This window comes from Actinoplanes auranticolor (assembly GCF_018332655.1).
GTDB classification, from domain to species: Bacteria; Actinomycetota; Actinomycetes; order Mycobacteriales; family Micromonosporaceae; genus Actinoplanes; species Actinoplanes auranticolor.
Genome location: NZ_BOQL01000015.1, coordinates 35,065 through 59,720, shown reverse-complemented (window position 1 = coordinate 59,720; position 24,656 = coordinate 35,065). Strand labels below are relative to the sequence as shown.

Below are 24,656 nucleotides of genomic sequence, written 5' to 3'. Positions count from 1 at the left end.
AGATCGGCTTCCATGTACTGCCCCCCGAACGCCTCCCCGAAAACCACGCCGAGATCGTCCAGTGGTCACTGATCACCACCCTGAATCGGTTGCCGGGCAGGCACTGTGACGCACGGGGCTATCAGCCGGCCGGCCGGATCCAGGGCTCGATGATCACGTGCTCGAGGCCGATGGCGGCGAGCTTGTCGTAGTGCCGCTGAGTCAGGTGGAGCATGGTCATCCGCATCTTGCCGTCCTCCGGACCGGCCAGGTAGATGCCCAGATCCCGGTCGTTCATCAGCGCCTCGACCGCTTTGCCGGTGGCGGCCTCCAGCTTGTCGTCATCGGCGAGGCTGCGCTCACCCGGCGCGGCGACCACGCAGAGGTTCGCGGTGGAGACGGCGGTCAACGCCGCCCAGGCCCGGGCCACGTCTCCGTGCCCCACTGCGACCACCAGGATGCGGGCGTCCTATGCCTGCGCAGATGGTCCCGTACCGGTTCATCGGACCCCCGGCCCGAGCGCACCGGCGCTCGCCGGCGTGTACGGCAGTCGCCGGATGTCGGACAGCCCGTTCGGATGCCACCGGCCCCGCAGCGTCGCGCCCTCCGCCGGTTCGACGCCCGGCACCCGGATGCCGTGAGGGCAGGGACCGTTGACGGCCGGGACCGGAGCCGGCGAGCACATCGTGGAACCCTGCTCGACCGGGCCGCTCACCTCGACGAGATCGCCGTCCCGGACGATCAGCCCGGCCGCCATCCCTGGCGTCCCCCGAGTCAGCCGACCGCCCGTCCGAACGGGGAGCGTCCTGCCGGGGTGGGCTGACTCTTGTCATGGCTTGCTGCGCTTGACGGGAAGCCAGCTCGTGAGAGCCGGTACCAGCGCGGACACCAGCTGCTCGCCGAAGACGCAGAGTGTCCGCTCCCAGGGATGGCCGAAGGTGCCAGTGCTCATGTCCTCGGTGAGGAAGATGTAGTAGTCGCCGTTCGGGACGACCGTCGTGGGCCATCTCTGGTCCGGCTGGCAGGCGAACAGGTGCGGCCAGAACCGGTACGTCTGATGCTGCCAGTCGAGCACGACAACACTGGCGTCGGGCTCCAGCACCCGGGTCAGCGCGACCAGCGCGAGACTGTTGATGGCGGCCGTGCCGGCCATGAACTGCGGGTGGCTGCCGGCGAAGATCGGCCCGAGGTCGAAGGTGACCGACGGCCGGGGCTCATCGATCGCCGGCCAGGATGCCATGCCCGGCCGGAACGCGAAACGCTGGTAGAAGAGGTCCCAGTACCTGTCGTCAGCATCCATCGGGATCGGTTGCCAGGCGGGCTGAGCCGGCGGACCCGTCTCGACCAGGTGGGCATTGACCCCGTGGACGATGCCGGCCAGCTTCTCCTGGATGCCGCGCAGCACCGTGATGGTGTCACGATCGGTGAAGCCGGTGTCCGACGTCCAGTCGCGGGACCAACCCAGCGTCTCGCTCGCGAAGGCCAGCTCGGTGGCCAGCAGGACACGGCGGCAGTCACGACGCGACATGGGACGCGACGTATCGAGGAGACCGGCGAGCCGTTGCACGTCCGAGCGCAGTTCGCCGCGATCGGCGTACCCGAGGAGGTCGACGACCGCTGTCCTGTCGCCATCCGGGCGCTCCCACTCCGCTACGCCGAGCCGGAGCAGTTCCCTCTCGACCGGCGTGAGATCGCTGAGATCGACCTGCGCGTCCATGTCCACCGGCTGATCATGCAGCAGTCGGCATCGATTCGCGTACCCCTCTGCCGCCGTCTGGACGCCGGAGCGCAGCATCGGCGCGCGCCTGCTCATCGGTCACCTCCCGATGATCGCAACACGCCGCGGACCTCCCGCGGTCCACGGGGGAGGTAGTGCAGTCGGCGCGACGCCGAGGCGGAGGTTGGCGGGGAGGCTCAGAATGGGTCGGTGATCAGTTCCCGGGCCTACCGCCTCGCCGTCCCGCTGGCCCTCGTGGCGCTGCTCGTCGGCTGTGCTCGACCGGTGAGCTCCAGCTCGGAGGCGCCCGCGTTCCCCGGGGACCCGGTGCCCTCCGGGTCCGGTCGCGCGGTCCCGTCGGCGCCCGTCGTGACGTGCCCGCCCGACGGCATCCGGTTCCAGGTGGGCTCGGGGGACGCCGCGATGGGGATCCGGGTGCTCAGCATCACGCTGGTCAACTGCGGGCCACAAAGCTACCGGCTGAACGGGTACCCGGCCGTGCGGTCTCTCGACGACGACCGGACAGCGTTGAAGGTCCGGGTCCTGCACGGCGTCAAGGAGATCATCGGTACGGGCATGCCGTGGGACCAGCCGCCGAGGCCGGTCGTCCTGGAGCCGGGGCAGCAGGCCGGCACGGCCGTGGCCTGGCGCAACACGTACGACGACATCCGCGAGCCGCCGGTGACGGTGAAGTTCCTCGACATCGCCCCGCTGGTCGGCCGCCCGTCCCAGATCGTCGTACCCGACGGAGGTCTCGACCTCGGCAGCACCGGCCGGCTGGGCGTCAGCGCGTGGACCCTGATCCCCGACAGCTCCGCCACGGTGTCGCCGGACGGACGGGCTGTGCCCGATGCCTCCGCACCACCGCCACCGTCGGAAAGCGTCGGTCCGCTGCTGTAACGGTCCGGAGAGCTACCCTGCCTGCGGTGCCTCGATGCGTGTGACGGAGGAGTCGATGACGGCAGGGCGACCGTTGCCCACCCAGGACGACGTGCCCGGGTACTTCGACACGCTGTCGAACTGGGGACGATGGGGCGACGACGACGAGCTGGGCACGCTGAACCACGTCACCGACGACGTCCGGCTGGCGGCGGCCGCACTCCCTGGTCGACGCGGCAACGGGATCGGCGTGGGCGACCGTCACGGCGGCGGCGAACGGGATCGTCACGCGTGGTGTCCTGCTGGACGTTGCCAGAGCCCGCGACGTGCCGTGGCTGGAGCCGGTGGGACTTCCACCTCGCCGTCGCCCCGATCCGCTTCGCCGGTACGTCGGGCAGCCCGGTCAACCCGATCGCGACGTTCTGACCGAGAAACTCGTGCGCGATTCTCCCGCGCATACGCGATCAAGCTACGGCTCGTTACGATCGGGTTCGCCACCGCGCACCGGGATCGAGGTCGCCTCGAAGGAGACAGTCAAGGGCACCGCGGGAAGACGGATGGGGGCTGGGTGACCGAGGACCTGGAGCAGGCGGCGGCGGTTTTCGCGGGCGTACGGCCGCGCCTGTTCGGGATCGCGTACCGGATGCTCAGCAGCGCCACCGAGGCCGAGGATCTCGTGCAGGATGTCTGGCTGCGCTGGCAGACGACCGACCGTACGGTGATCGTCAATCCCGCCGCGTTCCTGGCGACGACCACCACCCGGCTGGCCATCAATGCCCTGCAGTCGGCGCGTCAGCGCCGCGAGACCTACGTCGGGCCGTGGCTGCCCGAGCCCGTCGACACCAGCGCGGACCCGTATCTGGGCGCCGAGCGGGGTGAGGCGTTGCAGCTGGCCACCCTGGTGCTGATGGAGAAGCTCACCCCCGGCGAACGTGCCGCCTATGTGCTGCGGGAGGCCTTCGATTACCCGTACGCGCAGATCGCCGGCATTCTGCAGTCGACCGAGCCCGCGGTGCGCCAGTTGGTGAGCCGGGCCCGCAAGCGTGTGACCAGCGAGCGGCGTACGCCGGTGAGCGCGGACGCGCAGAAGGAGTTGCTGAGCGCCCTCGTCACGGCAGCCCGTTCCGGGAACCTGAGCGAGCTGGAGAAGCTCTTCGCCGCGGACGTCACCAGCGTGTCCGACGGCAACGGCGCGTACCGCGTCGCCCGGCAGCCCGTGGTGGGTTCGGTGCGGGTGGCGAAGTTCCTCGCCGCGATCGCCCCGTGGTTCTGGGACGACGTCGACGTGCGGTGGGCGACCACGAACGGGCAGACCTCCGCCGTGTTCCGCCGTGGCGGTTCGGTCTACGGGCTGCTCACCATCAGCGCCTCGGCCGAGGGCATCGACCAACTGCTCTGGGTGGTCAACCCTGACAAGATCGCGGCGGTGTCCTGACGCGGCCGGACCCGCACGGGGTCACCATGCGGGTCCGGCCGGGATCAGCGGGAGAGCCACTCCCGGTACGACGTCTTGGCGATGACGGCGTCGTCCCCGGCGATCAGGGCGTCGCCCGGAGCGGCGGCGAACATGCCGGCGCTGTCGTCGGTGATCACGGTGCGCGGATCACCGTGCGCGGCCAGGGTGATCCGGCCGAGTTCGTCGAGAGGGAAGACCTCGGGACCGGCGACGTTGCGGGTTCCGAGCAGCGGCGCGCCGACGGCCACGTCCGACACCGCCTGGGCGACCTCGGCCGCGGCCATGGGCTGCACCGGCGTGGCCGGCAGCCGGACCGTGTGCTCGTCGGAGGTCCAGGACAGCACCGCGTCGATGAACTCGAAGAACTGCGTGGCCCGCACGATCGAGTACGGCACCGGTCCGGCCTTGAGGATGTCCTCCTGCAGCACCTTCGCCCGGTAGTAGGCCAGGTCCGGCACCCGCTCGGCCCCCACGATCGACAGGATGACGGTGTGGCCGACGCCCTCGCTCCGGGCCGCGGCGAGCAGGTTGTCCATGGTCGTCCGGAAGAACGCGGGGGAGGCGTCGTCGAAGGTCGGCGAGTTGGTCAGGTTGACCACGACGCCGGCGCCGCGCAGCGCCTCGGCCAGGCCCTGCCCGCTGAGCAGGTCGAGACCGGTGGACGGGGAGTGCGGCACCGCCTCGTGCCCGCCCGCGTTCAGCATCTTCACCACCTGGGAGCCGATGAGCCCGGTGCCACCGATAACGGCGATCTTCATGTGCGTGACCTTTCTGATTGCCGAGTCTGTTCGACTGCTGAGACCGGACAGCCCCCGCCGTTGTGACAGCCGGGCGAGATTAGTGCCGGTGAGGCCCGGGCATGGTGGGGTCATGACGACAAGATCTGCGGGGCCCGCCGCCGGTGGCGAACAGAGCCTGCTCGTGCTCGGCGCCAGTGGCGACCTCACTGCCCGGTTGCTGCTGCCGGGGCTCGGTGGGCTGCTGGCCGCCGTGCCGGACCAGGAGCTGTTGCTGCTGGGCAGCGGCATGGACGACTGGGACGAAGCGCGCTGGCGCAAGCGCGTCGAGGACTCCTTCTCGTCGGTGTCCGCCACCGGACCGCAGGTCACGGCCACCGTCGCGGGCACGCGTTACCTCCAGGCCGATGTGACCGAGGCCGAGGACCTGCGCCGGTTGATCGGCGCCTGCCGCGGTCAGATCGTGATCTTCTTCGCCCTGCCGCCGGCCGTCACGGCCAGGGCCTGCCAGGCCCTGACCGGCATCGAGCTGCCCGCGGGCACCCGGCTGGTGCTGGAGAAGCCCTTCGGCACCGACACCGCCGGCGCCGAGCGGCTCAACCAGCTGCTGGCCACGCTGGTGCCGGAGGAGCAGATCCATCGGATCGACCACTTCCTGGGCAAGTCCACGGTGCTCAACATCCTGGGTCTGCGGTTCGCGAACCGGCTGTTCGAGCCCATGCTGAACGCCGAGCACGTGGCCGGCGTCGACATCGTCTTCGACGAGAGCCTCGCCCTGGAGGGCCGGGCCGGCTACTACGACTCCGCGGGCGCTCTCATCGACATGGTGCAGAGCCACCTTCTGCAGGTGCTGGCCCTGCTCACCATGGACGCCCCGCCGACCATCGACGCCCGTGAGGTGCGCGACCGCAAGGCTCAGGTGCTGCGGGCCACGCGGCTGTGGGACGAAGACGCGCGGACCTGTACCCGTCGCGCCCGGTACACGGCCGGTGAGATCGCCGGGCGGCGGCTGCCCGCGTACGCCGACGAGGCCGGCGTCGATCCGGGCCGGGGCACCGAGACGCTGGCCGAGGTGGTGCTGGCGGTCGACACCTGGCGCTGGGCCGGGGTGCCGTTCCGGCTGCGGTCCGGCAAGGCGATGAGCGCGACCCGCAAGGAAGCGGTCATCACGTTCAAGCAGCCGGCCCGGGTGCCGGACGGGCTGACCGGATACGACCGGCCGGACCGGCTGCGGATCGGGTTCGGCCCGGACCGGCTCGCCGTCGATCTCAACATCAACGGCCCGGGCGACCCGTTCGTGATCGATCCGGTCACCCTCGATGCCGACTTCGGGCCGGGAGAGCTGCCCGCGTACGGGGAAGTGCTGCGCGGCGTCCTGGACGACGATCCGCTGCTGTCGGTGCGGGGCGACACCGCCGAGCACTGCTGGCGGATCGTGGCGCCGGTGCTGAGCGCCTGGCGGGACGGGACGGTTCCCCTGCTGGAGTATCCGGCGGGCAGCGCGGGCCCGGAAGGCTCCCTGCTGCCGCCGGACTAGTGTCGTGAGTCGTTGAATCAGGGCCGGCTGGGCACGAGGATGGATGCCGAATCCGAGTGCGGTGCCGATCGTGCTCACCGGCGACGAGCGGGAACAGTTGCAGGCGTGGTCGCGCAGGCCGTCGAGTGCCCAGGCGTTGGCGATGCGTTCGCGGGTCGTGCTGCCCCTGGTCAACCTGGCCCTGCGTGGCGGTCCGGCCCGGCCGTGACCAGCACGCCCGGGCGGCGTCGAGCAGCGGGACTCTGCCACGACCGCAGGTCGGCGGCAACACGCACTGCCGGTACGGCGCGAGCTGCCGATGCACCAGCGCCGGGACGCGCTACACACGCCTCCCAGGGGCTTGCGGACCGGATCGGGTCAGGGCGCAGGACGAAGGGCGCTTCGCTTCCCTCGTCCATCCGATGAGCCAGCGCGTTCACCGTTGGATCGACTTTCGCCATCTGAGACCGCGGCGCCTGCAGCTGTTCGCGCTCGTCGCCGGTGAGCACGATCGGCGCCGCGAGACGACTCACGACTAGCGGGGGCCGGCGCGTTCGGGGGCGTATCCCGGGGGCTGGTGGGGTGGCGGCAGCAGCGGTTTCAGCGCGGCGACGGGACGCTCGACCGAACCACCGGCGGTGAGCTCGATCGGCTCTCCGTAGAGCTTGATCGTCAGGCGTGCGTCGGTGCCGTCGCGCAGGCTCACCCGTACCGTCTCATGGTCGGCCTCCACCAGCATCCGCAGGCCGCTGTGCCGGAGCCGGAAGCGCAGCCCGGTGATGCCGGCTGGCAGCCGCGGCGACAGCGCGAGCACGTCGTCGTGCTCGCGCAGACCGCCGAAGCCCTCCACGATGGCCGACCAGGCCCCGGCCAGCGAGGCCAGGTGCAGCCCGTCGCGGGTGTTGGCGTGCAGGTCGCGCAGGTCGACCAGGGCGGCCTCGCCCGCGTAGTCGTGGGCCAGCTCCAGGTGGCCGACCTCGGCGCACATCACCGCCTGGGTGCACGCCGACAGCGACGAGTCGCGCACGGTGATGCGTTCGTAGTAGTCGACGTTGCGGGCCTTCTGCTCGGCGGTGAAGTCCTCCGGGCACCAGTGCATGGCCAGCACCAGGTCGGCCTGCTTGATGACCTGCCGGCGGTACAGCTGGAAGTACGGCGCGTGCATCATCAGCGGCTCGCCGGGGTGCTCGGCGGCGAAGTCCCACGGGGCGTAGCGGGTGAAGCCGGCGGACTGCTCGTGCACGCCGAGCCGTTCGTCGTAGGGGATGTGCACGGCCTCGGCGGCCGCCCGCCAGACCTGCGGCTCGTCCGGCCGGACGCCGAGCTTCTCGGCCGCCTCGGGCCGGCGGGCGCACGCGGCGACGGCGGCGCGCAGGTTGCGGGCGGCCATCAGGTTGGTGAAGACGTTGTCGTCGGCGACCGCGCTGTACTCGTCCGGGCCGGTGACGCCGTCGACGTGCCAGTGCCCGGCGGCGTCGTGGTGGCCGTGGGAGACCCACAGCCGGGCCGTCTCGACCAGGATCTCCAGGCCGCACTCGGCCTCCAGCGACTCGTCGCCGGTGACCTGGCGGTAGCGTTCGACGGCGCGGGCGATCACCGCGTTCAGGTGCAGTGCCGCGGTGCCGGCCGGCCAGTACGCCGAGCATTCCTCGCCGTGGATGGTGCGCCACGGGAACGCCGCACCCTTGAGGCCCAGCGTGCGGGCCCGGTGCCGGGCCTGGTCGAGGATGCTGTGCCGCCACCGCAGGGCGTCGGCCGTGGCGTGCGGAGCGATGTAGGTCAGCAACGGCAGGACGTAACCCTCGGTGTCCCAGAACGCGTGCCCGTCGTACCCGGGGCCGGTCAGTCCCTTGGCCCCGATGGCCCGCCGCTCGGCGCGGGCGCCGGCCTGCAGCACGTGGAACAGGCCGAAGCGGACCGCCTGCTGCAACACCGGGTCGCCCTCGATCTCGACGTCGGCGGCGTCCCAGAAGTCGTCGAGGTACGCGCGCTGCTCCGCGGCGAGGCCGTCCCAGCCGGCGTACTGCGCCCCGGTCAGCGCCGCGGCCACCTGGTCCCGTAACGCCTGCGGCGACCGGGAGCTGCTCCACGCGTACCCCAGGAATTTGGTGATCCGCAGGCGCTCGCCGGGCTGCAGCACGGTGACCACCGTCGTGCGCGCCCAGTCGTCGCGGACGTCGGTCTCCTCGTCGTAGGGGCCGGGCGCCTCGACGACGTGGTCCATGCCGGCGGCCATCAGCAGCCCGCTGGCGCGGGTGCGGTGCAGCAGCACCGCGCCGTGCTGCTCGACGTCCTGCGCCACCGCGGCCAGCGGGCGGTCCAGCGCGGCGGCGACGCGCGGGTCCTTGGACTTCTGCGGCTGCTCCTCGTTGGCCACCAGGCCGGACTGCAACGTGATCCGCACCTCGTGGTCGACCGCCTCGACCTCGTAGTCGATCGCGGCGACCGCGCGGTGGGTGAAGGACACGAGCCGGGAGCTGCGGATCCGCACCCGGCGCCCGGCCGGGGACTCCCAGTCGACGGCCCGGCGCAGCAGACCGGACCGCAGGTCCAGGACCCGTTCGTGGGAGTGCAACCGGCCGTGGGCCACGTGGAAGGGCTCGTCGTCGACCATCAGCCGGATGAGCTTGCCGTCGGTGACGTTGACGACGGTCTGGCCCTGCTCCGGATAGCCGTAGCCGCCCTCCGGGTACGGCAGCGGCCGCTGCTCGTAGTAGGAGTTCAGGTAGGTGCCGGCGATGACGTGCGGCTCGCCCTCGTCCAGGTTTCCGCGCAGCCCGATGTGCCCGTTGGCCAGGGCGAGCACCGACTCGGTCTGGGGCAGCCGGTCCAGGTCCAGGACGGGCTCCCGGACCTGCCACGCCTCCACCGGGAACAGTGCTTCGCCGATCATGTTGCCTCCGCTGCCTTTTCCGGTCGGGCCGGTCGGTTCTCGCCGAACGCGGCGCCGAGCCCGGTCAGGTCGATGGAGCGCCGGGCGTTCTCGGGGACCAGGTCGACCAGCGAGCTCATGGCCTCCAGGGCGGTGAGGACCTGATGGGCGACCTGGGCGACGGGGCGCATGGCGTCCACGGACACGAGGATGCCCCGGCTGCTGTACCACTCGACGATCGGATACGTCACCTCGTGGTAAAGGGCCAGTCGCCGCCGGATGACCTCTTCGGTGTCGTCCGAGCGGTGTTCGAGCGCCGCCCGGGCGAGGAGCCGGCGGATCAGCTCGTCGTCGTCGGCCTTCAGGTGCAGCGCGACGTTCGCCGTCATGTCGAGGCTCTTGCCGACCTGGTACAGCGCCCGGGCCTGGGCCATGTTGCGCGGCATGCCGTCCAGGACGTACCCGCCCTGCTCCTTGGCGTCCAGGAAGGCGGTGCGGACCATGTCGAGGACGATGTCGTCCGGGACCAGCTCGCCGCGGTCCAGGTGGGCCTGCACGGCGACACCGAGCGGGGTCTGCCGGGCGACGTGGTCGCGGAGCAGGTCCCCGGTGGCGATGTGGGGAACGTTGAAGTGGGTGGCGATCAGCGCGCCCTGGGTTCCTTTTCCCGCTCCGGGAGGGGCGACGAGCAGAACCCGCATGGTTGTCCTCTCCACGTTGCTGTCCCGACGATCGTAGACGCACGCGGAATCAGGATTATCGGCGCCGCTCGCAGCGGGTGCAGTGGGTGGCGTGGGGGATGGCGCGCAGCCGGCCGAGGGGGAGCGGGCGGTGACAGTCCGCGCACAGACCGTAGGTTCCCTCGGACATGCGCCTGAGGGCCTGCGCGGTCTCGGCGATTTGCTGGCGGACGGATGCGGTGAGCGCGTCGAGGGTCCGGGGGTCGTGACCGGCGTGCCGGGGCCGCCTGGCGTACACCGTCAGCTGCGTCAGCCGGGCCGTGTGCACGGCGAACTGCTCCTCGAGCATGCCGCGGAGCAGTTCCATGTGCTCCGCGGACGAACGGGCCGTGCCGTGCAGCGCGGCGGTCATGATGCCTCCAGCGGTAGGTCCGTGAGCTGGAACCGCCGGTCAGTCCCCGGCGGGGTGGAACGGTTCGGCACTGAACGGATGCGTCCGGCCGACCGTGGAACGGGCCAGCTCGGCGTCGTCGAAGTCGTGGACGATGCGGTCGGCCACGTCGGTGACCCCGGGCACGGCCGCAGCCAGCCGGGTGGCGATGTCGGCGGTGGAGCGCCGGTCCACCGTGCCGGTCAGCGTCGCCGCGCCCTCGCTGACGCTCACCACGATCTGTTCCGGACCGATCCACAGCCGGCGGCGCAACACGGCCTCGATCTCGCGGCGGATCGCCGCGTCCGGCCGCGCGTACGGGCGCAACAGGTCCCCGCGGGACACCACGCCGAGCAGGCGTCCCTGCGGCCCGGTCACGAGCAACCGGCGGACGTTGCGGGACTTCATGGTCTGCGCGGCCCGGGTCAGCGAGGCGTCGGCGTCGATGCACAACGCGGGCGCGGTCATCACGTCGGCGGCCCGGGCGGCTGTGGCGCCGGTCGGCCGCCTGCGCCGCCTTCGGCGCCGTTTGCCGCCGGCGACGCCGGCGAGCAGGTCGCCCTGCGAGACGACGCCCAGCACGCCGCCGGTCGCGGCGGTCACCGGTACGGCGCTGATGCCCTCGCGATCGAGCAGCCCGGCGATCTGTCCGACCGGGGTGTCGGCCCCCACGGTGATCACCTCACGCGTCATGACGTCGTCGACCTGCCACTGCATCTCGGCACCTCTCCGGACCGGGTGAGCCGCGGTCCTGCTCCGACGGTGAACATCGGCCGTCTCAAGCTTCACCGTGGTACCTCCCCCCGACCAGGGCCGGCGACGGCCACGAAGCTCGTCGCTTCTTGCCGGGCGTCGGCAACGGCACGCCGGCCGGTGCCTGGACTGCCCCGGGCCGGATCATCAGCGTCCGGCGCAGCACCTGCTGCACGACCTCGTCGCGGATGACGGCGTCCGGCCGGGCGTGCACCTCGAGCAGGTCCGACCGGGTGGTCATCACGTCCTGGACCCGCCAGGTCGTCATGATGCTCCCTTCCTGGTGCCGAGTGTCTCGCTGGAGCGTGCGGGCGGGCGCGGTCCGGCGTCGCGGCGGTACAGCGTCTCGGCGCGCGCGTGGCGGCGGAGCAGGTACAGACCGGTCATGACGGCGACGAGGGCGGTCAGCACCAGCGCCTCGGCGGTTCCGCGGTTCACGAGTACGGAGACGGCGACGGCCAGGACGGCCGTGACGGCGATCGCCGGCACGATGTGCCACTTTCGGACTTGCATGGGTGCTCTCCTTCCGGGTTGCCTCCATCGTCGTCCGGCGGGTGGGATCCCGGCAGGGGCGCGGTTCCCAGACATGACGGGTCTAGACTGCCGACTGTCGGCAACGAACGGCTGACGCAGCACGCTCCGCGGAGATGGGGTGGCGATGACCGGCAGCGCTCGGCGACGTGACCTGAAGCCGCGACCGGAGGACGCGTGGCTGGTCGATGTCGCCGACGGGGCCAGCCGCGACGCCGGCGGCGTACCGGTGGAACTGCTCGGCGACTACCTCCCGCTGCTCGCCGACGCGGCCACGCACGGCCGCCGGGCCAGGCGCCGCGAGCTGGACGCGGTCGGCCTGCTCGGCCGGCAGGCCGCGGAGCAGGGCATCTCCGCCGGACGCGTGGTGCAGCTGTACCTGTCCGCGGCCCGGCGGCTGTGGCAGGACCTGCCGGCGGTGGTGCGGTCCCGCGACCGGGAGGCGGTGCGCGCCGCGGCGACAGCCGTCCTGCAGGTCGTCGACGACGCGGTGGCGACCCTCGCCGAGGGCTATGCGGTGGCCCGCCGTGACCTGGTGCGCCGGGAGGAGTCGCTGCGCCGGGAACTGATCGACGACCTGCTGCGCGGCGATTCCGATCTCGGCACGCTGGTCGAGCGGGCCGAACCGTTCGGGCTGGACCTGGCCCGCGTGCACCAGGTGGCGCTGGCCGCGCCGAGCCGGCGGCTGCCCGACGCCGACGCGGCCATCAGCGCCCTCGAGGCGGTCGTCTTCGACCGGCTCGGTGACCGCGACGTGTTGGTGGCGACCAAGGACGGCCTGCTGGTCGTGCTGGCACCGGCCGACGTCGCCACGGCGGGCCGGCCGTCGCCGGAGCTGGACGCGAGCACCGAGCTCGGCGGGCTCATGCACCGCGAACTGAGCCGGCTGCCCCGTGGCGGTCCCTGGCGGGTCGCGGTCGGACGGGCCCATCCCGGCGTGTACGGCATCGCCCGCTCCTATGAGGAGGCCCGCGAAGCGCTCACCATGGCCGGCCGGCTGCACACCGACAGCCCGGTCATCAACGCCCACGACCTGCTCGTCTACCGGGTGCTGCTGCGCGACCAATCGGCCATCGTGGACCTGGTGCAGGCGGTGCTGAGCCCGCTCACGGCGGCCCGCGGCGGGGCCGGGCCGTTGCTCGAGACCCTGGACGCCTACTTCGCGACCGGGGCGGTGGCGACCGAGTCGGCCAAACGGCTGCACGTGTCGGTGCGGACCGTCACCTACCGGCTGGCCCGGGTCAGGTCGTTGACCGGCTACGACCCGGCCGATCCGGCCCACCGCTTCACCTTGCAGGCGGCAGTGCTCGGCGCGAAGGTCCTCGACTGGCCACGGGAGCCGCTGCCCGGTCCCCGCTGAGCAGCTGACCGCTCATACCACCGTTTCGCGGGCTTGTTCGCAGATCCGGGAAACGCTTCGCCGCCCGGTTCCGGCTCGTACGTTGTGGGTGACCCCCAAGCGTTCGGGAGAGGCACGGTCATGAAGCTCGGTGGAGCGTTCGACAACGGTTCACTGCGTACCAAGATCGGGGCCGTGGTCCTGACGGCGGCCCTCAGCGGCCTCATCGTCGGGGCCGTGGCGATCAACACGGTGCGCGATTCGAACAGCGACGCCGCCGACGCGCAGCGCCAGACCCTGGCGGTCCAGGCCGCCGCCGGGTCCTTCGGCAAGAACATCGAGGCGTTCAGCGGCAACACGTCCGCGCTGCAGCTCTATCCGAGCCTCAAGGACCGCATCAACCAGGCGCTGACCGCCAACAAGCAGGCCGTCACCGACGCGCTGAACGTGCTGAGCACCAACCTGTCCCAGGAGAACGGGGGCGCGCAGGCCGTCGCCAAGGCCAAGCAGGACTGGGAGGCCTATCTGGCGTTCAACGGTGGCGGCGCTGCCTCGTCGTCGACGCCGCCCGCGCCGTTGACTCCGGAGCAACTGGCCGAGGTCGTCAAGCAGTACGACGCCCTCTACAAGGCGCTGGGTGACGACCAGGTGGCGCTGGAGGACCGGGCGAAGGCCATGGCGGCGGCCAACATCGAGTACTCGGCGGCCGAGGCCCGCGAGGCGGTGACGGCGATCGCGGTCGTGCTCGCCGTCGGCCTCCTGCTGAGCATTCTGCTGGCGATCCGGGTGGCCAACCGGCTGCGCCGCGCCATGACGGGCGTGTCCCGGCTGGCCGACGGGCTGGCCGACGGCGATCTCACCCGCGAGTCGGGGGTCGTCGGCAACGACGAGGTCGGCCGGATGGCCGCTTCGCTGGACCGGGCGATCAGCCGGTTGCGGGCGGACGTCGTGCAGCTGGCCGGTAACGCCGGCACCCTGAACGAGGCGGCCCAGCAGCTGACCACCGTGTCCGGCACGGTCGACGCGGCCGCCGCGGACGCAGCCGCCCAGGCGGGCTCGGTCGCCTCGGCCGCCGATGTGGTCTCGAACAACCTGCAGGTGGTGTCCTCGGGCTCGCAGGAGATGGGTTCCTCGATCCGCGACATCAGCGTCTCGACCACGGAGGCGTCCGAGGTGGCGGCCCAGGCCGTCGAGGTCGCCACCGCGACGAACGCGATCGTGGCCCGGCTGGGGGAGTCCTCGGCCGAGATCGCCACCGTGATCAAGGTGATCACCTCGATCGCCGAGCAGACCAACCTGCTCGCGCTGAACGCCACCATCGAGGCCGCCCGGGCCGGCGAGCTGGGCAAGGGCTTCGCCGTGGTCGCCGGGGAGGTCAAGGACCTGGCCCAGGAGACCGCCAAGGCCACCGAGGACATCTCCCGGCGGGTCCGGACGATCCAGACCGACACCGACGGCGCGGTCACCGCGATCGGCGAGATCTCCGCGATCATCGAACGGATCAACGGCATCCAGCTCACCATCGCCTCCGCCGTCGAGGAGCAGACCGCGACCACGCAGGAGATGAACCGCACCCTGTCGGACGCGGCGAACGGGGCCAGCGACATCGCCGTCACGATCACCGGGATGTCCGACGCGACCCGGCGTACCACGGACACCGTCTCGGCCACCCGGCACGCCGCCGGGGAGCTCGCCACCACGGCCGGTCAGCTCCAGACCCTGGTGTCCCGCTTCCGCTACTGACCCTGCTCCGCGCAGGCCGGACGGCTGCTACGCCGCTGAGCCGCGGGTGCGCAGGCCGTCGAGCACCACGCCGAGCAGGTGCCGGGCCCGGGCGTCGAATTCCGCCGGGTCGAGGCGGGACAGGTAGCCGATCAGGATGATCACGTCGCGGGCGTCGACATCGGGCCGGATCTCGCCGGCCGCCCGGCCGGCCTCGAGCAGCAGCGTGACCGCGCCGCCGATCGGGCCCAGGCTGTGCGCCGAGAGGTCCTCCCCGGTCGCGACCTCCAGCGCCGCGAACACTCCGCGTTTGACCTGGGCGTACTCCGCGACCCGGTCGAACCAGGCCCGCAGGGCGGTGAGCGGGTCGTGCCGCTGCAGCAGGGTGGCCGCGGAGGCGACCAGGTCGTCGACGTCGGCGCGGTAGACCTCCGCGAGCAGGTCGGCCCGGGTCGGGAAGTGCCGGTAGAGGGTGCCCTGACCGACACCCGCCCGCTGGGCGACCGCGTTCAGCCGGATCTCGGCGTCGCCGGTGAGCTCGGCCCGGGCGGCTTCGATGATGCGGGCGCGGTTCTCGGTGGCGTCGGCCCGGCGACGTGCAGGTGTCACCGGTACGTCGTACCACACCCTGGTCAACCGGACACGTGTCCGCTACGGTGGACTGAAGCGGACACGTGTCCGGTTGAGTGAGGAGATCCCATGTCAGGCATCACCGGCAAGGTCGTGGCCATCACCGGGGCGAGCAGCGGCATCGGCGAGGCGACCGCCCGCCTGCTGGCGGAACGGGGTGCCGTCGTGGCCCTGGGCGCCCGGCGCACCGAGCGGCTGGACGCCATCGCCGGTGAGCTGCGTGACCGGGGCGCGGGGGTGATCACCTGCCGCACCGACGTCACGCGCCGCGCCGACCTGGACGAGCTGGTGGCGCGCACGGTCGCGGAGTTCGGCCGCATCGACGTCCTGGTCGGCAACGCCGGCATCAGCAAGATCGGCCTGATGGCCGAGGGGGACGTCGACGCCTGGTCGGCGATGATCGACGTCAACCTGCGCGGCGTGCTGCACGGCATCGCCGCGGCGATGCCCGCGTTCCGGCGCCAGGGCGCGGGGCACTTCGTCACGACGGTGTCGACGGCCGGGCTGAAGATCACCCCGACCATGGCCGTCTACGGTGGCCTCAAGAACGCCGTGCGGACGATCCTCGAGGGACTGCGCCAGGAATCGACCGACGGCGTCATCCGTACCACGGCGGTGTCGCCGGGGTACGTCCGCACGGAGCTGGCCGATTCCATCGACGACGCCGGCGTACGGGAGCAGATCCGCCGGAGCATGGCCGAGCTCGCCATCGCGCCGGAGGCCGTGGCCCGGACCATCGCCTTCGCCATCGAGCAGCCCGACGACGTGGAGATCGGCGAGATCGTCATCCGCCCGGCCCGGCAGGACTGAGCCTCAGGGCAGGTGGGCCGCGACGAGCGTACGGATGAACTCGTCGCTCACCCGGCGGCCCCGGGCCAGGCCGAGGTAGAGCAGCGGACCGATCAATGACGCGGCGACCTCGTCGGCCGGGCGGCCGGCCGGCCGGCCCGGCACAGCACAGCGGCGAGCCGGTCCTCCAGGACGCCGAAGAGGCGGTCCCGGCGCTGATGCAGTGCGCCGTCGTCGGCGGCGTCGCGTTGCACGAGCGAGGTCGTCATCCGGATGGCGGCCGGGGTGGTGAGCTCGTCGGCCAGGCGCCGTAGCTGACCGTGCAGCCATACCGCGGGGTGACCCTCACGCCCGGGCAGGTCACCCGGCAGCTCGACACCCCCGCCGGGTTGAGCCCGCACCGCCGGTACGCCCGGGCCAAGCTCGCCGGCCTGCTGCTGCATGCGGGTCTGCGCCGGCGCACGCCGGAACTGGTCATCACGGATGTCCATCCCGGACTCGTCGCTTCCGACTTCGGCCGGTACCTGGGCCGGACCGGTGCGGTCCTCAAGATTCTTGCCCGGCCTGTGCTCAGCTCACCCGGGGCCGCCGCTGAGCACCTGCTGCGCCCGGCGCTGCGGCCAGGCTTCGACGCCGCGCACTACCACCGTGGCCGGCGGCGCAAGCTGTCCCCGCTCGTCACCGACGGTCGCCTGCAACAAGAGGTCTGGGACGACGCCCACGCCAGGTTGCGGGACTACCTGGCGTGAGCGGGTGGTGGACGTCTCCGGCCCGTCGCCACCCGGAGCCGTCCACGGTGCGGGCGCGATCTCCGTACCCCGGATCTCTCAGGCTTGTTGCAGGGGTGCGTGGCAGGCCGGGCCGATCCGGTCGGCCAGCCGGTGCAGCGCACCGGCGGTCCGGACGCGGAACGCCCCTACCCGGGGTGGCTGGTCCGGGATCACCGGCGCGTCCGGCAGGGCCGAGTGCGCAGCCTCCCGCGCCTGCTGCACGCCGAGCCGCCCGACCGCGTAGTAGATGAGCATCGCTCCTCCTCCTGCTACCAGCTAAACTTGCTTTAGTGGAAGCATACCGAACGTGCTTCCGGTAAAGAAGGCTTTGGCGGTAGGTTTGATGTCATGAGCGTGGCTGATCTCGTCCGTAACGGCGGCACGCTGAGCCTGGACTTCATCAACACTGTGGAACCGCGGACCGGGCCGGTGTCCCGCGAGTGGTTGACCGGCTGTGCGGACCTGGTCGTCTGGGCGCGGTCCGGTGGCCTGCTCGACGAAGCGGCGGCGGATGCGCTGCTGCGGGCGGCCGCGGCTCGGCCGGCGGAGGCCCGGACGGCCTTCGGGAGGGCCATCGACCTGCGCGAGGGGCTGTTCCGGCTGTTCGCGGCGATCGTCGACGGCGCGACGCCGGCCGCGGCGGACCTCGAGGTGCTGCGGCGGGCCTTCGCAGACGCGGCCCGGCACGGCCGGCTGGTGGCGCGTGCCGGGGGTTTCGCGTGGGACTTCGGCGACGCGGACTCGCTCGACCGGCCGTGGTGGCCGGTCGCCGTCTCGGCGATGGAGCTGCTCACCCACGGGCCCCTCGACCGGATCAAGCAGTGCCCCACCGACGAGGGCTGCTCCTGGCTCTTCATCGATGCCACCAAGAACCGCAGCCGGCGGTGGTGCAGCATGGACGACTGCGGCAGCCGGATCAAGGCGCGCCGGCAGACCGACCGGCGTCGCGCCGCCGGCCGCACGAGCCCCGCATGAGCACGACCGACCGGCTGACGCTGCGGGTGCCCGGGCCGGAAGACCTGGAGCGGCTCTTCGGCCTGTACGCGGATCCGCTGGTGTGGGGACCGGATCCGCTGAGCCGGCACGAGGATCCGGCGCAGACCGAGCGGATGATCGCGAACTGGCGGGCCGCCTGGGGCCGCGACGGCCTGGGCATGTGGACCGCCTGGGACGGCGACACGTTCGTCGGGATCGGTGGCTGCTTCGTCCGCTACGGCGTCGCCTGGAACCTCGGCTTCCGGCTGAGCCCGCCGTGCTGGGGCCGGGGGTACGCCCAGGAGATCAGCGCCGCGGCGATCAGTGCCGCCCGCACGCGCCGCGCCGAGCTGCCGGTCACCGCCTACCTGCTCGAGGGCAACGAGAAGTCGCTGCGTGCGGTCGAACGGACCGGGCTGAGCTTCGTCTGGCGGGGGCCGGACGCGGGTAATCCCGACGCCGGCGCGATCCGGCTGCTCTACAGTGACCGGCCGTTGCCGCCGGACGTGGTGCGGGCACTGACCGGGAAGTGATCCCGGCCGCGCCGCGGGCTAGCGATCACCGCGCAGGTAGCGGGTGACCATGTCCACCAGTTCCTTCTCGAACGTCTCGACCGGGATGGCCCGCGGGTCGGCCATGAGCTTGTGCGTGTTCATCTCCACGGTGAACAGGATCAGCTCGGCCGCGGTGGCGACATCGCGTACCTGGACGTCCGGGTGCCGGGCCAGCAGGTCGCGCAGGTGAGCGGTACGGGTCCGGCCGTGCCGGTCGATCGCGTCGAGCAGGTCCCGTGACATCGGCGCCTCCTCGATCATGATCCGGAGCAGTTGCGGATCGTCGCTGTGGTTGTCGATCGCGTCGCGGACCAGGGCCCGTACCGTCGCGGGCAGGCTGCCGGGGGACAGGTCGAGCTGGTCCGCCGGCGTCCAGGTGCCGCGGTCGAGGTGCCGCACCAGCAGCTGGGCCAGGATGGCGTCCTTGTTCGGGAAGTACTGGTACAGCGAGCCGATGGAGATGCGGGCCCGTTCGGCGATGCGGTTGGTGGTGCCCGCGGCGTACCCGTGCTCGGCGAAAACGTGAGCAGCGGCGGTGAGGATCCGCTCGCGGGTGAGCTCGGCGCGTACCTGCCGAGGCGTGCGACGTGGCTGAAGGCGACGGTCGGCCGACGGCATCGGGGGTCCTCCTCGGGGCGCGGAATGCGAGTAGCCAAAGAGCTGAGCTATTGTTCACAATAGTGGCGTGAGCTGCGAAAACAAGTGTGCCGTACCGGATGGTGGTGACGGCCGGTGATCCCGAAGGTGTATCGGCCCGAGTCCCGTTCGATGATCACGCTGGAGGTCCGCCGCCGCGAGGTGCTCTCGCCCGGCTTCGCCAGTGTCACCCTCGGCGGCCCGGCCGTACAGGACCTCGTCGTCGCCGGGGCCGACCAGGCGGTGCGCCTGTTCTTCCCCCGCGAGGGTCAGACCGCGTTGCGGATGCCGACCGTGTCGAACGAGGCCTGGATCGCCCAGCTGCTGCTGGCCCCGAAGTCGGTCCGCCCGTGGGTGCGCAACCTGACGATCCGGCGGGTACGGCCCGCGGACGACGAGCTCGACATCGAGTTCGCCCTGCACGGCGACTCGCCCATGTCGTCCTGGGTGCGCCGGGCGGAGCCGGGTGACCCGGCCGGCATCTTCGACATCGGCACCACGTACCGGCTGCCGGAGCACGTGCGGGGACAGCTGCTGGTCGGTGACGAGACCGCGCTGCCGGCCATCCTGTCGATCCTGGAAGGCACACCACCCGGGCTGGCCACCCACGTCTACCTGGAAGTGGCGACGGCGGCCGACATCCGGGCCGTCCCGGCGCCCACCGGCGTCCGCATCCACTGGCTCAGCCGCGACGACGACGATCTGCGGCCCGGCACCCTGGCACTGGACGCCGTCCGCCACGCGTCCCTGCCGTCCGGTCCCTTCTATGCCTGGGTCGCGGGCGAATCGCGGCTGGCCACGTCGGTGCGGCGGCACCTGGTCGACGACCGCGGGGTGCCCAGGCGGGACATCTCGTTCATCGGCTACTGGCGTCTGGGCCGGTCCGCTCCCGGATGAGAGGAATCCCCGTGCAGCACGCAGGCCAGCTGAGCACCCCGCGCCGGTTGACCACAGTGGACGAGATCGGGACGGCCATCGGGCGCCCGGCGTCCATGATCATGCTCAAGCAGATCAGCGCCCTCGACGAGGGCTGCCGCACTGTCCTGGCCCGCTGTCCGATAGCGGCCTTCGGCTACCGCGACGCCGACGGCGCCAGCCGGACGACGTTCATCGGTGGCACACCGGGATTCACCCGCGTCCTGTCGCCCACGCGGATCTCGTTCCCCCTGCCCGAGGCCGGCGACCCGCACGGCCCGGTCTCGTTCTTCTTCCTGCTGCCGGGCGTGGGCGAGATCCTGCGCGTCAACGGTACGGTGGCCGCGCGCCAGGGCCCGGAGATCACCGTCGGCGTCACCGAGGCGTACGTGCACTGCGCTCAGGCCGTACTCCGGTCCGGCCTCTGGCAGCCGCCCGCCCAGCCGCAGCCGCCCGCCGGGATCACCGGCGACGGGCCGCTCTCCCGGCCCGGCGTCACCGAATTCCTCGCCGCCGCGCCGTTTCTGGCCCTGTCCACGTGGGACTCGTCCGGTGGCAGCGACACGAGCCCGCGCGGAGACCAGCAGGCCGTGGCGCGGATCCTGGACGGCCGCACGCTCGTCCTCCCGGACCGCCGGGGCAACAAGCGCGCCGACACGCTGCACAACCTGCTGCAGGACGACCGGCTGTCGTTCGCCGCGCTCGTCCCCGGGCGCAGCGGCGTGCTGCACGTCCGCGGCCGTGGCGCGATCACCGACGATCCCGCCCTGCTGGAGACGATGGCCCTGCGGGGAGTGCCCCCGCAGGCGGCGCTGCTCATCGACGTCGAGCACGCCGAGATCGCCGGCAACCACGCCCTGACCCGGTCCCGGGTGTGGAGTCCCGGCGCGCACGTCGACCGCGGCACGGTGCCGGACCTGATGGCGCTGGCGGGGGAGCACCTCGCCGCCAACGCGGCGTCCGCCGGTGGCGGCCTGTCCTCGTCGCTGCTGAAGGTCATCGCGGCGATCCCGGGGATGACCCGGTTGCTGCGGCTGGTGATGAACCGGGCCTACCTGCTCGGCCTGCGCAAGGAGGGCTACGAGCACCTCGTACCCGGCGCGGGCCGGCCGGGCCGGCGGCCGGCCGACGACGGCGGTCTCCTGCGGGAGGTACGGATCGCCGAGGTACGCCCGGAGACGCCGAGCGCCGTGACCCTGGTCCTGGAGGACGCCGGTGACAGCCGTCGTCCGTTCGACTTCCGGCCCGGCCAGTTCTTCACCCTCGTCGCCGACATCGACGGCCGCCCGGTGCGACGGGCGTACTCGGCGTCCTCGGTCCCCGGCTCGCCCCGGCTGGAAGTCACCGTCAAGCGTGTCGACCAGGGGCGCTTCTCCACCCACGTGCACGGCGGCCTCCGCGCCGGGGACCGGCTCGCGGTGCTCGGCCCGTCGGGGTCCTTCCACGCCGGATCGCCCGATCCGGCTCAGACCGTGCTCGTGGCGGCCGGCAGCGGCGTGACACCGATGATGAGCATGATCCGTACGCGGCTCGCCGCCGGGTCGGCCGGCGAGCGGATCGCGCTGCTCTACAGCAGCCGCGACCGGGACGACATCATCTTCGCCGGCGAGCTGGACCGGCTGGTCAAGGACCATCCCGACCGGCTCGCCGTCACCCACGTGCTGACCCGCCGGGACGGCCGGCTCGACGCGGAGGGCGTGCACCGGTGGATCACCGGTCTGTCCCCGGCCGGCGACGCTCACTACTTCGTGTGCGGCCCCGAACCGCTGATGGCTGTAGTGCAGGGCGTACTGGCGGGGCTCGGGTTCCGGACGCGCAAGTGCACCACGAGCGCTACGCCAGCGGAACGGACACCGGGGTCGCGACGACTGTGCCGCAGGAGATGACCGTCGAGGAGAACGGTCAGCGGGTCGCCACGGTGGTGGTCGAGCCGGGGCAGACGCTGCTCGACGCCGGCCTCGCCGCGGGGTTGCCGATGCCGTTCTCCTGCACGGTCGGCAACTGCGGCGAGTGCATGGTCCGGCTTCGCGGCGGCGAGGTCACGCAGAACGGGCCGAACTGCCTGACGCCGGGGCAGCAGGCGGACGGCTTCGTACTGGCCTGCATGTCCTGCCCGCTGTCGACGGTGACCCTCGACATCGCGCCCCCTCAGTGAGCCGTGAGGTGGCCGTCGTACGGGCCCACCTTGGTCACCGTGGCGCCATCACGGAACACGATCTGCAGACCGTGCTCCGGTTCCCAGTCGCACTCGCACTCGACCGACACGTACACATGCTGATCGCCGTGGGTGTCCCGGCGGACTGCCGGTTCGTCTCCGAGCCGGACATGGTCGAGGACATCGTGCGGACCTTCGATGTCGACGTACCACTCGTCGTCGGCCGGAACGCCGTCCATGACGTCCCGGTAGTAGGCCCAGATCGAGGGCACCGCGGCGTCCAACGCCGCCCGGTCGAGGGCGAGGAACGTGTGGATCGCGGTGTGGAAGTCTTCTCGCGCGGGGTCGTCGTCATAGCCGGCGAGCACGAATCGGCACGCTGTTCCACCCAGTACCGGTACCGCGGTCGGCGCGCTGCGATACCAGCCCAGGTCGGCTTCGTGGACGACCGGGCCGAGGCCAGGGATCTGCACGTCCGTCACCGTAGCCGGAGGAGGCGAACCCGGCCGCTTGACGGTCCTGCGTACCGTATCCGCCATGGCTTCCCGGAAAGGACGCGTCCGTACCGTCCTTAGCGTCTTCCCCGGTCGCCCGCGCCGCGGGCCCGCGATCATCCTCGTCGCTCTGGTGGCCCTGGTCGGGGCGTGGTACGGCGGTGCCGCGGGCCATCGCGTGGGCCTGGAGTCGGCTCCCGAGCTGCCGCGCGGTGCTGCCGCGGCGCAGATCACCGGGACGGTGCTGCCCGGGCTCAAGGTGTGGGGCGGTGGCGATCCCGATCCTGTCGTCTCGCAGCCGGACGGGGAGGGCATCGAGTACGGCTACGCGACCTACTGGGTGCGCCACAACGACGCGACTCGCGACGTCAGCGGTTACAGTGCCGCGGCGCGGGACCGGCTCGTCGCCGCCGGATGGGACGTGCACGACTTCACGCTGACCGGCCCCGAGGACTACATCGACGGCGGCCAGGGCACCGGGGTGACGTTCTGGGCGGCCCGGTCCGGCCTGGTGCTCGGGTACGACAACTCGCTGCTGACGGGCTTTCCGGCGTACGACTCCGACGGTGGTGTCCAGCTGACGCTGCGCCGCGGCAGTTCCTTCGAGGCGACGGCGGCCGGGTGGGCCGGCGCGGTGCTGGGCGCGCTTCTCGCCTGGTTCCTGGGAGCCTGGGTGGGCCGGACCCTCGCCGGGGTCGCGGGCGGCACGGCCATCACGGGCGTGCTGACGGTCGGCATGCTGGTCATGTCGCTGCCGGCCATGCTGATGAGTCCCCCGCCGGACCCGCCGGGCGCGGCGCCCTGGTGGGGCGGTCTCGCCTATCTCGGCCTCTTCACGACGGTGCTGGCCGCCCTCGCCGCCCTCCTGCTGCTGTTCCTCGCCGGGGCCGTGGCCGTGAGCCGGAGCGCGACCTGGCGCCGGGCGCGCGGGCTGGCCGCCGCCGCGGTGCGCCGCCGTCCCCGGGCCGTCTTCGCCGGCTTGGCCATGGTGGTCGCCGCCCTGGTCGCCGCGATCGCCCTGCCGTCGTCGCCGACCGCGTTGCCCGCGGTCAGGGCGGCCTGCCGGCCGGCGCCCGGCGTGCCGGCCGAGGCCCCGGCGGCGCAGACCCGGGACAGCCTGCTGGCCCACGTGTACGTGGATCCGGCCTCCACGCCGGACGAACGGAACCTGATCACCGCGGCGATCCGCCGGAGCTGGGCCGGCGGGACCCAGGGGATGGTCTGGGAACCGGGCGCCACCGAGTTCCGGGACACCTACTGCGACGGCGGCCCGGTGCACTCGGAGGCGGTCGCCGGACTGCCGTACTTCTTCCCGGTCGAACTGGGCGTGGCGAGCGACTTCCCCGCGCTGGTGCAGGAGGTCCAGGGCCTGCCGGGTGTCGTCGCCGTGCAGCACAAACCGGCCTGAGCTGCCGGTCAGTCGCGGGTCAGTGGCTGCACCGACGGGAAAGCGGCGCTGAGCATGCCGGCCCTGGTCTGGACGTGGTAGCGGCTGCGCCCGCGCTTGACGATCGTGCCGGCCAGCCCGGCGTACCGTCCCTCGCCGGTCAGCCGGACCCGGTCGCCCACCCTGAGCTCGACGGGCGCTGGCTCGGTCCGGGGTGCCCGCAGGCGGGCGAGCTCGGCCGTGTAGCGAGGATGCATCGGCGCCGGGTCGCCCCGGTAGGTCCAGGTGTAGAGCGCGGTCAGGTCGAAGGCCGCTGAGCAGACCGCACACGAGCGCACCCGGACCGGACGGCGATGAGCCGTCGTACGGTGACCCGCCGCGCAGACCCCCTCCCACGCGCCGTCCACCTTCGGCGCGTCGGCCGGCATGCACCGCTGCCCCGAACAACCGATCCGCCGCGCCACCGTCCGCCACACCCGGTCATGACCGTGCCGCGGGCCGACGAGGGCGTGCGCGATCTCGTGCAGCACGGTCTCGGTGACCTGTTCCGGGGAGTACAGGCTCATCAGATGGCGCGACAGGCCGATCACCTTACGGTCCGAGTGGCAGATCCCGGCCCGGGTCCTGGCGTGGTCGAGCTCCAGCCGCCAGTCGGTGAGTCCGTGCTGGTGCATCAGCCGGGCCGCGAGCTCCCGTGTCTGCGTGTGGTTCAACCGCGATGCTCCTCGTCGTGGGTCCGG

Annotated in this window: 30 protein-coding genes; 14 read left to right on the top strand and 16 right to left on the bottom strand. The window is 72.1% G+C overall.

Features of this window, described 5'->3' with window-relative positions; all coding sequences use genetic code 11:
• Nucleotides 1–121 precede the first annotated feature (121 nt).
• From Aau02nite_RS07485 to Aau02nite_RS07475, 3 genes are all read right to left on the bottom strand, one after another.
• Entirely contained in the window at nt 122–424 is a 303-nt protein-coding gene (locus Aau02nite_RS07485) for a hypothetical protein (protein ID WP_212987577.1), read from the bottom strand.
• Nucleotides 425–478: 54 nt separating this feature from the next.
• Nucleotides 479–736, bottom strand: a complete 258-nt coding sequence (locus Aau02nite_RS07480; protein WP_212987576.1) for a hypothetical protein — start codon at nt 734–736, stop codon at nt 479–481.
• A gap of 72 nt (nt 737–808) precedes the next feature.
• A complete protein-coding gene (locus Aau02nite_RS07475; RefSeq protein ID WP_246594970.1) occupies nt 809–1,696 on the bottom strand; it encodes a DUF2716 domain-containing protein in 888 nt (295 codons plus the stop codon).
• Between the two features lie 210 nt (nt 1,697–1,906).
• Here Aau02nite_RS07475 and Aau02nite_RS07470 point away from each other — a divergent pair, with 210 nt between their 5' ends.
• Both Aau02nite_RS07470 and sigJ read left to right on the top strand, forming a co-directional pair.
• A complete protein-coding gene (locus Aau02nite_RS07470; RefSeq protein WP_212987574.1) occupies nt 1,907–2,596 on the top strand; it encodes a DUF4232 domain-containing protein in 690 nt (229 codons plus the stop codon).
• 547 nt (nt 2,597–3,143) lie between these two features.
• Nucleotides 3,144–4,010 carry an RNA polymerase sigma factor SigJ gene (gene sigJ / locus Aau02nite_RS07465; protein WP_212987573.1) on the top strand — a complete coding sequence of 289 codons (867 nt, stop codon included), beginning with the start codon at nt 3,144–3,146 and terminating at the stop codon, nt 4,008–4,010.
• A 44-nt stretch (nt 4,011–4,054) separates the two neighbouring features.
• Here sigJ and Aau02nite_RS07460 read toward each other — a convergent pair whose 3' ends face one another.
• Complete coding sequence (locus tag Aau02nite_RS07460) at nt 4,055–4,789, bottom strand: SDR family oxidoreductase (protein ID WP_212987572.1); 735 nt, start codon at nt 4,787–4,789, stop codon at nt 4,055–4,057.
• A 112-nt stretch (nt 4,790–4,901) separates the two neighbouring features.
• On the opposite strand from Aau02nite_RS07460, the gene Aau02nite_RS07455 reads away from it, so the two are divergent.
• Together Aau02nite_RS07455 and Aau02nite_RS07450 are read left to right on the top strand one after the other, a co-directional pair.
• Nucleotides 4,902–6,305: a glucose-6-phosphate dehydrogenase gene (locus Aau02nite_RS07455; protein ID WP_212987571.1), complete on the top strand. Its 1,404-nt coding sequence runs from the start codon at nt 4,902–4,904 to the stop codon at nt 6,303–6,305.
• A 43-nt stretch (nt 6,306–6,348) separates the two neighbouring features.
• Nucleotides 6,349–6,513: a hypothetical protein gene (locus Aau02nite_RS07450; RefSeq protein WP_212987570.1), complete on the top strand. Its 165-nt coding sequence runs from the start codon at nt 6,349–6,351 to the stop codon at nt 6,511–6,513.
• A 306-nt stretch (nt 6,514–6,819) separates the two neighbouring features.
• On the opposite strand, the gene Aau02nite_RS07445 is transcribed toward Aau02nite_RS07450, so the two are convergent.
• The 6 genes from Aau02nite_RS07445 to Aau02nite_RS07420 form a co-directional block, all read right to left on the bottom strand.
• The gene (locus Aau02nite_RS07445; RefSeq protein ID WP_212987569.1) at nt 6,820–9,177 is read right to left on the bottom strand and encodes a glycoside hydrolase family 65 protein; all 2,358 of its coding nucleotides are present in this window, start codon (nt 9,175–9,177) and stop codon (nt 6,820–6,822) included.
• The gene (locus tag Aau02nite_RS07440; protein ID WP_212987568.1) at nt 9,174–9,857 is read right to left on the bottom strand and encodes an adenylate kinase; all 684 of its coding nucleotides are present in this window, start codon (nt 9,855–9,857) and stop codon (nt 9,174–9,176) included. The genes Aau02nite_RS07445 and Aau02nite_RS07440 overlap by 4 nt, the downstream gene beginning before the upstream one ends.
• Nucleotides 9,858–9,912: 55 nt before the next feature.
• Nucleotides 9,913–10,248, bottom strand: coding sequence for a TraR/DksA family transcriptional regulator (locus tag Aau02nite_RS07435; protein WP_212987567.1), 336 nt, complete (start codon nt 10,246–10,248; stop codon nt 9,913–9,915).
• Nucleotides 10,249–10,287: 39 nt separating this feature from the next.
• A complete protein-coding gene (locus tag Aau02nite_RS07430; RefSeq protein ID WP_212987566.1) occupies nt 10,288–10,983 on the bottom strand; it encodes a CBS domain-containing protein in 696 nt (231 codons plus the stop codon).
• A gap of 61 nt (nt 10,984–11,044) precedes the next feature.
• Nucleotides 11,045–11,287: a hypothetical protein gene (locus tag Aau02nite_RS07425; RefSeq protein WP_212987565.1), complete on the bottom strand. Its 243-nt coding sequence runs from the start codon at nt 11,285–11,287 to the stop codon at nt 11,045–11,047.
• Nucleotides 11,284–11,532: a hypothetical protein gene (locus Aau02nite_RS07420; RefSeq protein ID WP_212987564.1), complete on the bottom strand. Its 249-nt coding sequence runs from the start codon at nt 11,530–11,532 to the stop codon at nt 11,284–11,286. Before Aau02nite_RS07420 ends, Aau02nite_RS07425 begins: the two co-directional genes overlap by 4 nt.
• Before the next feature lie 145 nt (nt 11,533–11,677).
• On the opposite strand from Aau02nite_RS07420, the gene Aau02nite_RS07415 reads away from it, so the two are divergent.
• Nucleotides 11,678–12,910, top strand: a complete 1,233-nt coding sequence (locus Aau02nite_RS07415; RefSeq protein ID WP_212987563.1) for a PucR family transcriptional regulator — start codon at nt 11,678–11,680, stop codon at nt 12,908–12,910.
• Nucleotides 12,911–13,030: 120 nt separating this feature from the next.
• Nucleotides 13,031–14,632 carry a methyl-accepting chemotaxis protein gene (locus Aau02nite_RS07410; protein ID WP_212987562.1) on the top strand — a complete coding sequence of 534 codons (1,602 nt, stop codon included), beginning with the start codon at nt 13,031–13,033 and terminating at the stop codon, nt 14,630–14,632.
• A gap of 27 nt (nt 14,633–14,659) precedes the next feature.
• On the opposite strand, the gene Aau02nite_RS07405 is transcribed toward Aau02nite_RS07410, so the two are convergent.
• The gene (locus Aau02nite_RS07405; protein WP_212987561.1) at nt 14,660–15,220 is read right to left on the bottom strand and encodes a TetR/AcrR family transcriptional regulator; all 561 of its coding nucleotides are present in this window, start codon (nt 15,218–15,220) and stop codon (nt 14,660–14,662) included.
• 90 nt (nt 15,221–15,310) lie between these two features.
• Here Aau02nite_RS07405 and Aau02nite_RS07400 point away from each other — a divergent pair, with 90 nt between their 5' ends.
• On the top strand, nt 15,311–16,051 hold the full coding sequence (locus Aau02nite_RS07400) for an SDR family oxidoreductase (RefSeq protein ID WP_212987560.1): 741 nt from the start codon (nt 15,311–15,313) through the stop codon (nt 16,049–16,051).
• Nucleotides 16,052–16,143: 92 nt separating this feature from the next.
• Here Aau02nite_RS07400 and Aau02nite_RS07395 read toward each other — a convergent pair whose 3' ends face one another.
• Nucleotides 16,144–16,431, bottom strand: coding sequence for a hypothetical protein (locus tag Aau02nite_RS07395; RefSeq protein ID WP_212987559.1), 288 nt, complete (start codon nt 16,429–16,431; stop codon nt 16,144–16,146).
• Between Aau02nite_RS07395 and Aau02nite_RS07390 the strand changes: the two genes are divergently transcribed.
• Nucleotides 16,420–16,779 carry a hypothetical protein gene (locus Aau02nite_RS07390; protein WP_212987558.1) on the top strand — a complete coding sequence of 120 codons (360 nt, stop codon included), beginning with the start codon at nt 16,420–16,422 and terminating at the stop codon, nt 16,777–16,779. The genes Aau02nite_RS07395 and Aau02nite_RS07390 overlap by 12 nt on opposite strands.
• A 78-nt stretch (nt 16,780–16,857) precedes the next feature.
• Here Aau02nite_RS07390 and Aau02nite_RS07385 read toward each other — a convergent pair whose 3' ends face one another.
• Nucleotides 16,858–17,055 carry a hypothetical protein gene (locus tag Aau02nite_RS07385; RefSeq protein ID WP_212987557.1) on the bottom strand — a complete coding sequence of 66 codons (198 nt, stop codon included), beginning with the start codon at nt 17,053–17,055 and terminating at the stop codon, nt 16,858–16,860.
• 93 nt (nt 17,056–17,148) lie between these two features.
• Between Aau02nite_RS07385 and Aau02nite_RS07380 the strand changes: the two genes are divergently transcribed.
• Nucleotides 17,149–17,775 carry a CGNR zinc finger domain-containing protein gene (locus Aau02nite_RS07380; RefSeq protein ID WP_212987556.1) on the top strand — a complete coding sequence of 209 codons (627 nt, stop codon included), beginning with the start codon at nt 17,149–17,151 and terminating at the stop codon, nt 17,773–17,775.
• A complete protein-coding gene (locus Aau02nite_RS07375; RefSeq protein WP_212987555.1) occupies nt 17,772–18,308 on the top strand; it encodes a GNAT family N-acetyltransferase in 537 nt (178 codons plus the stop codon). The genes Aau02nite_RS07380 and Aau02nite_RS07375 overlap by 4 nt, the downstream gene beginning before the upstream one ends.
• 18 nt (nt 18,309–18,326) lie before the next feature.
• Here the strand turns inward: Aau02nite_RS07375 and Aau02nite_RS07370 are convergent, their stop codons facing one another.
• Nucleotides 18,327–18,947: a TetR/AcrR family transcriptional regulator gene (locus Aau02nite_RS07370; RefSeq protein WP_212987554.1), complete on the bottom strand. Its 621-nt coding sequence runs from the start codon at nt 18,945–18,947 to the stop codon at nt 18,327–18,329.
• Nucleotides 18,948–19,061: 114 nt separating this feature from the next.
• Between Aau02nite_RS07370 and Aau02nite_RS07365 the strand changes: the two genes are divergently transcribed.
• The 3 genes from Aau02nite_RS07365 to Aau02nite_RS07355 are packed head-to-tail and all read left to right on the top strand — an operon-like array spanning nt 19,062 to nt 22,035.
• Nucleotides 19,062–19,862 carry a siderophore-interacting protein gene (locus Aau02nite_RS07365; protein WP_212987553.1) on the top strand — a complete coding sequence of 267 codons (801 nt, stop codon included), beginning with the start codon at nt 19,062–19,064 and terminating at the stop codon, nt 19,860–19,862.
• An 11-nt stretch (nt 19,863–19,873) separates the two neighbouring features.
• Entirely contained in the window at nt 19,874–21,766 is a 1,893-nt protein-coding gene (locus Aau02nite_RS07360; protein ID WP_212987552.1) for a pyridoxamine 5'-phosphate oxidase family protein, read from the top strand.
• Nucleotides 21,763–22,035, top strand: a complete 273-nt coding sequence (locus Aau02nite_RS07355) for a 2Fe-2S iron-sulfur cluster-binding protein (protein WP_212987551.1) — start codon at nt 21,763–21,765, stop codon at nt 22,033–22,035. The genes Aau02nite_RS07360 and Aau02nite_RS07355 overlap by 4 nt, the downstream gene beginning before the upstream one ends.
• Here Aau02nite_RS07355 and Aau02nite_RS07350 read toward each other — a convergent pair.
• Nucleotides 22,029–22,508, bottom strand: a complete 480-nt coding sequence (locus Aau02nite_RS07350; protein WP_212987550.1) for a DUF6985 domain-containing protein — start codon at nt 22,506–22,508, stop codon at nt 22,029–22,031. The two genes, Aau02nite_RS07355 and Aau02nite_RS07350, sit on opposite strands and share 7 nt — an antisense overlap.
• 64 nt (nt 22,509–22,572) lie before the next feature.
• Here Aau02nite_RS07350 and Aau02nite_RS07345 point away from each other — a divergent pair, with 64 nt between their 5' ends.
• On the top strand, nt 22,573–23,937 hold the full coding sequence (locus tag Aau02nite_RS07345; protein WP_212987549.1) for a hypothetical protein: 1,365 nt from the start codon (nt 22,573–22,575) through the stop codon (nt 23,935–23,937).
• A gap of 8 nt (nt 23,938–23,945) precedes the next feature.
• Here Aau02nite_RS07345 and Aau02nite_RS07340 read toward each other — a convergent pair whose 3' ends face one another.
• A complete protein-coding gene (locus Aau02nite_RS07340) occupies nt 23,946–24,629 on the bottom strand; it encodes a SprT-like domain-containing protein (protein WP_246594967.1) in 684 nt (227 codons plus the stop codon).
• Between the last annotated feature and the right edge of the window lie 27 nt (nt 24,630–24,656).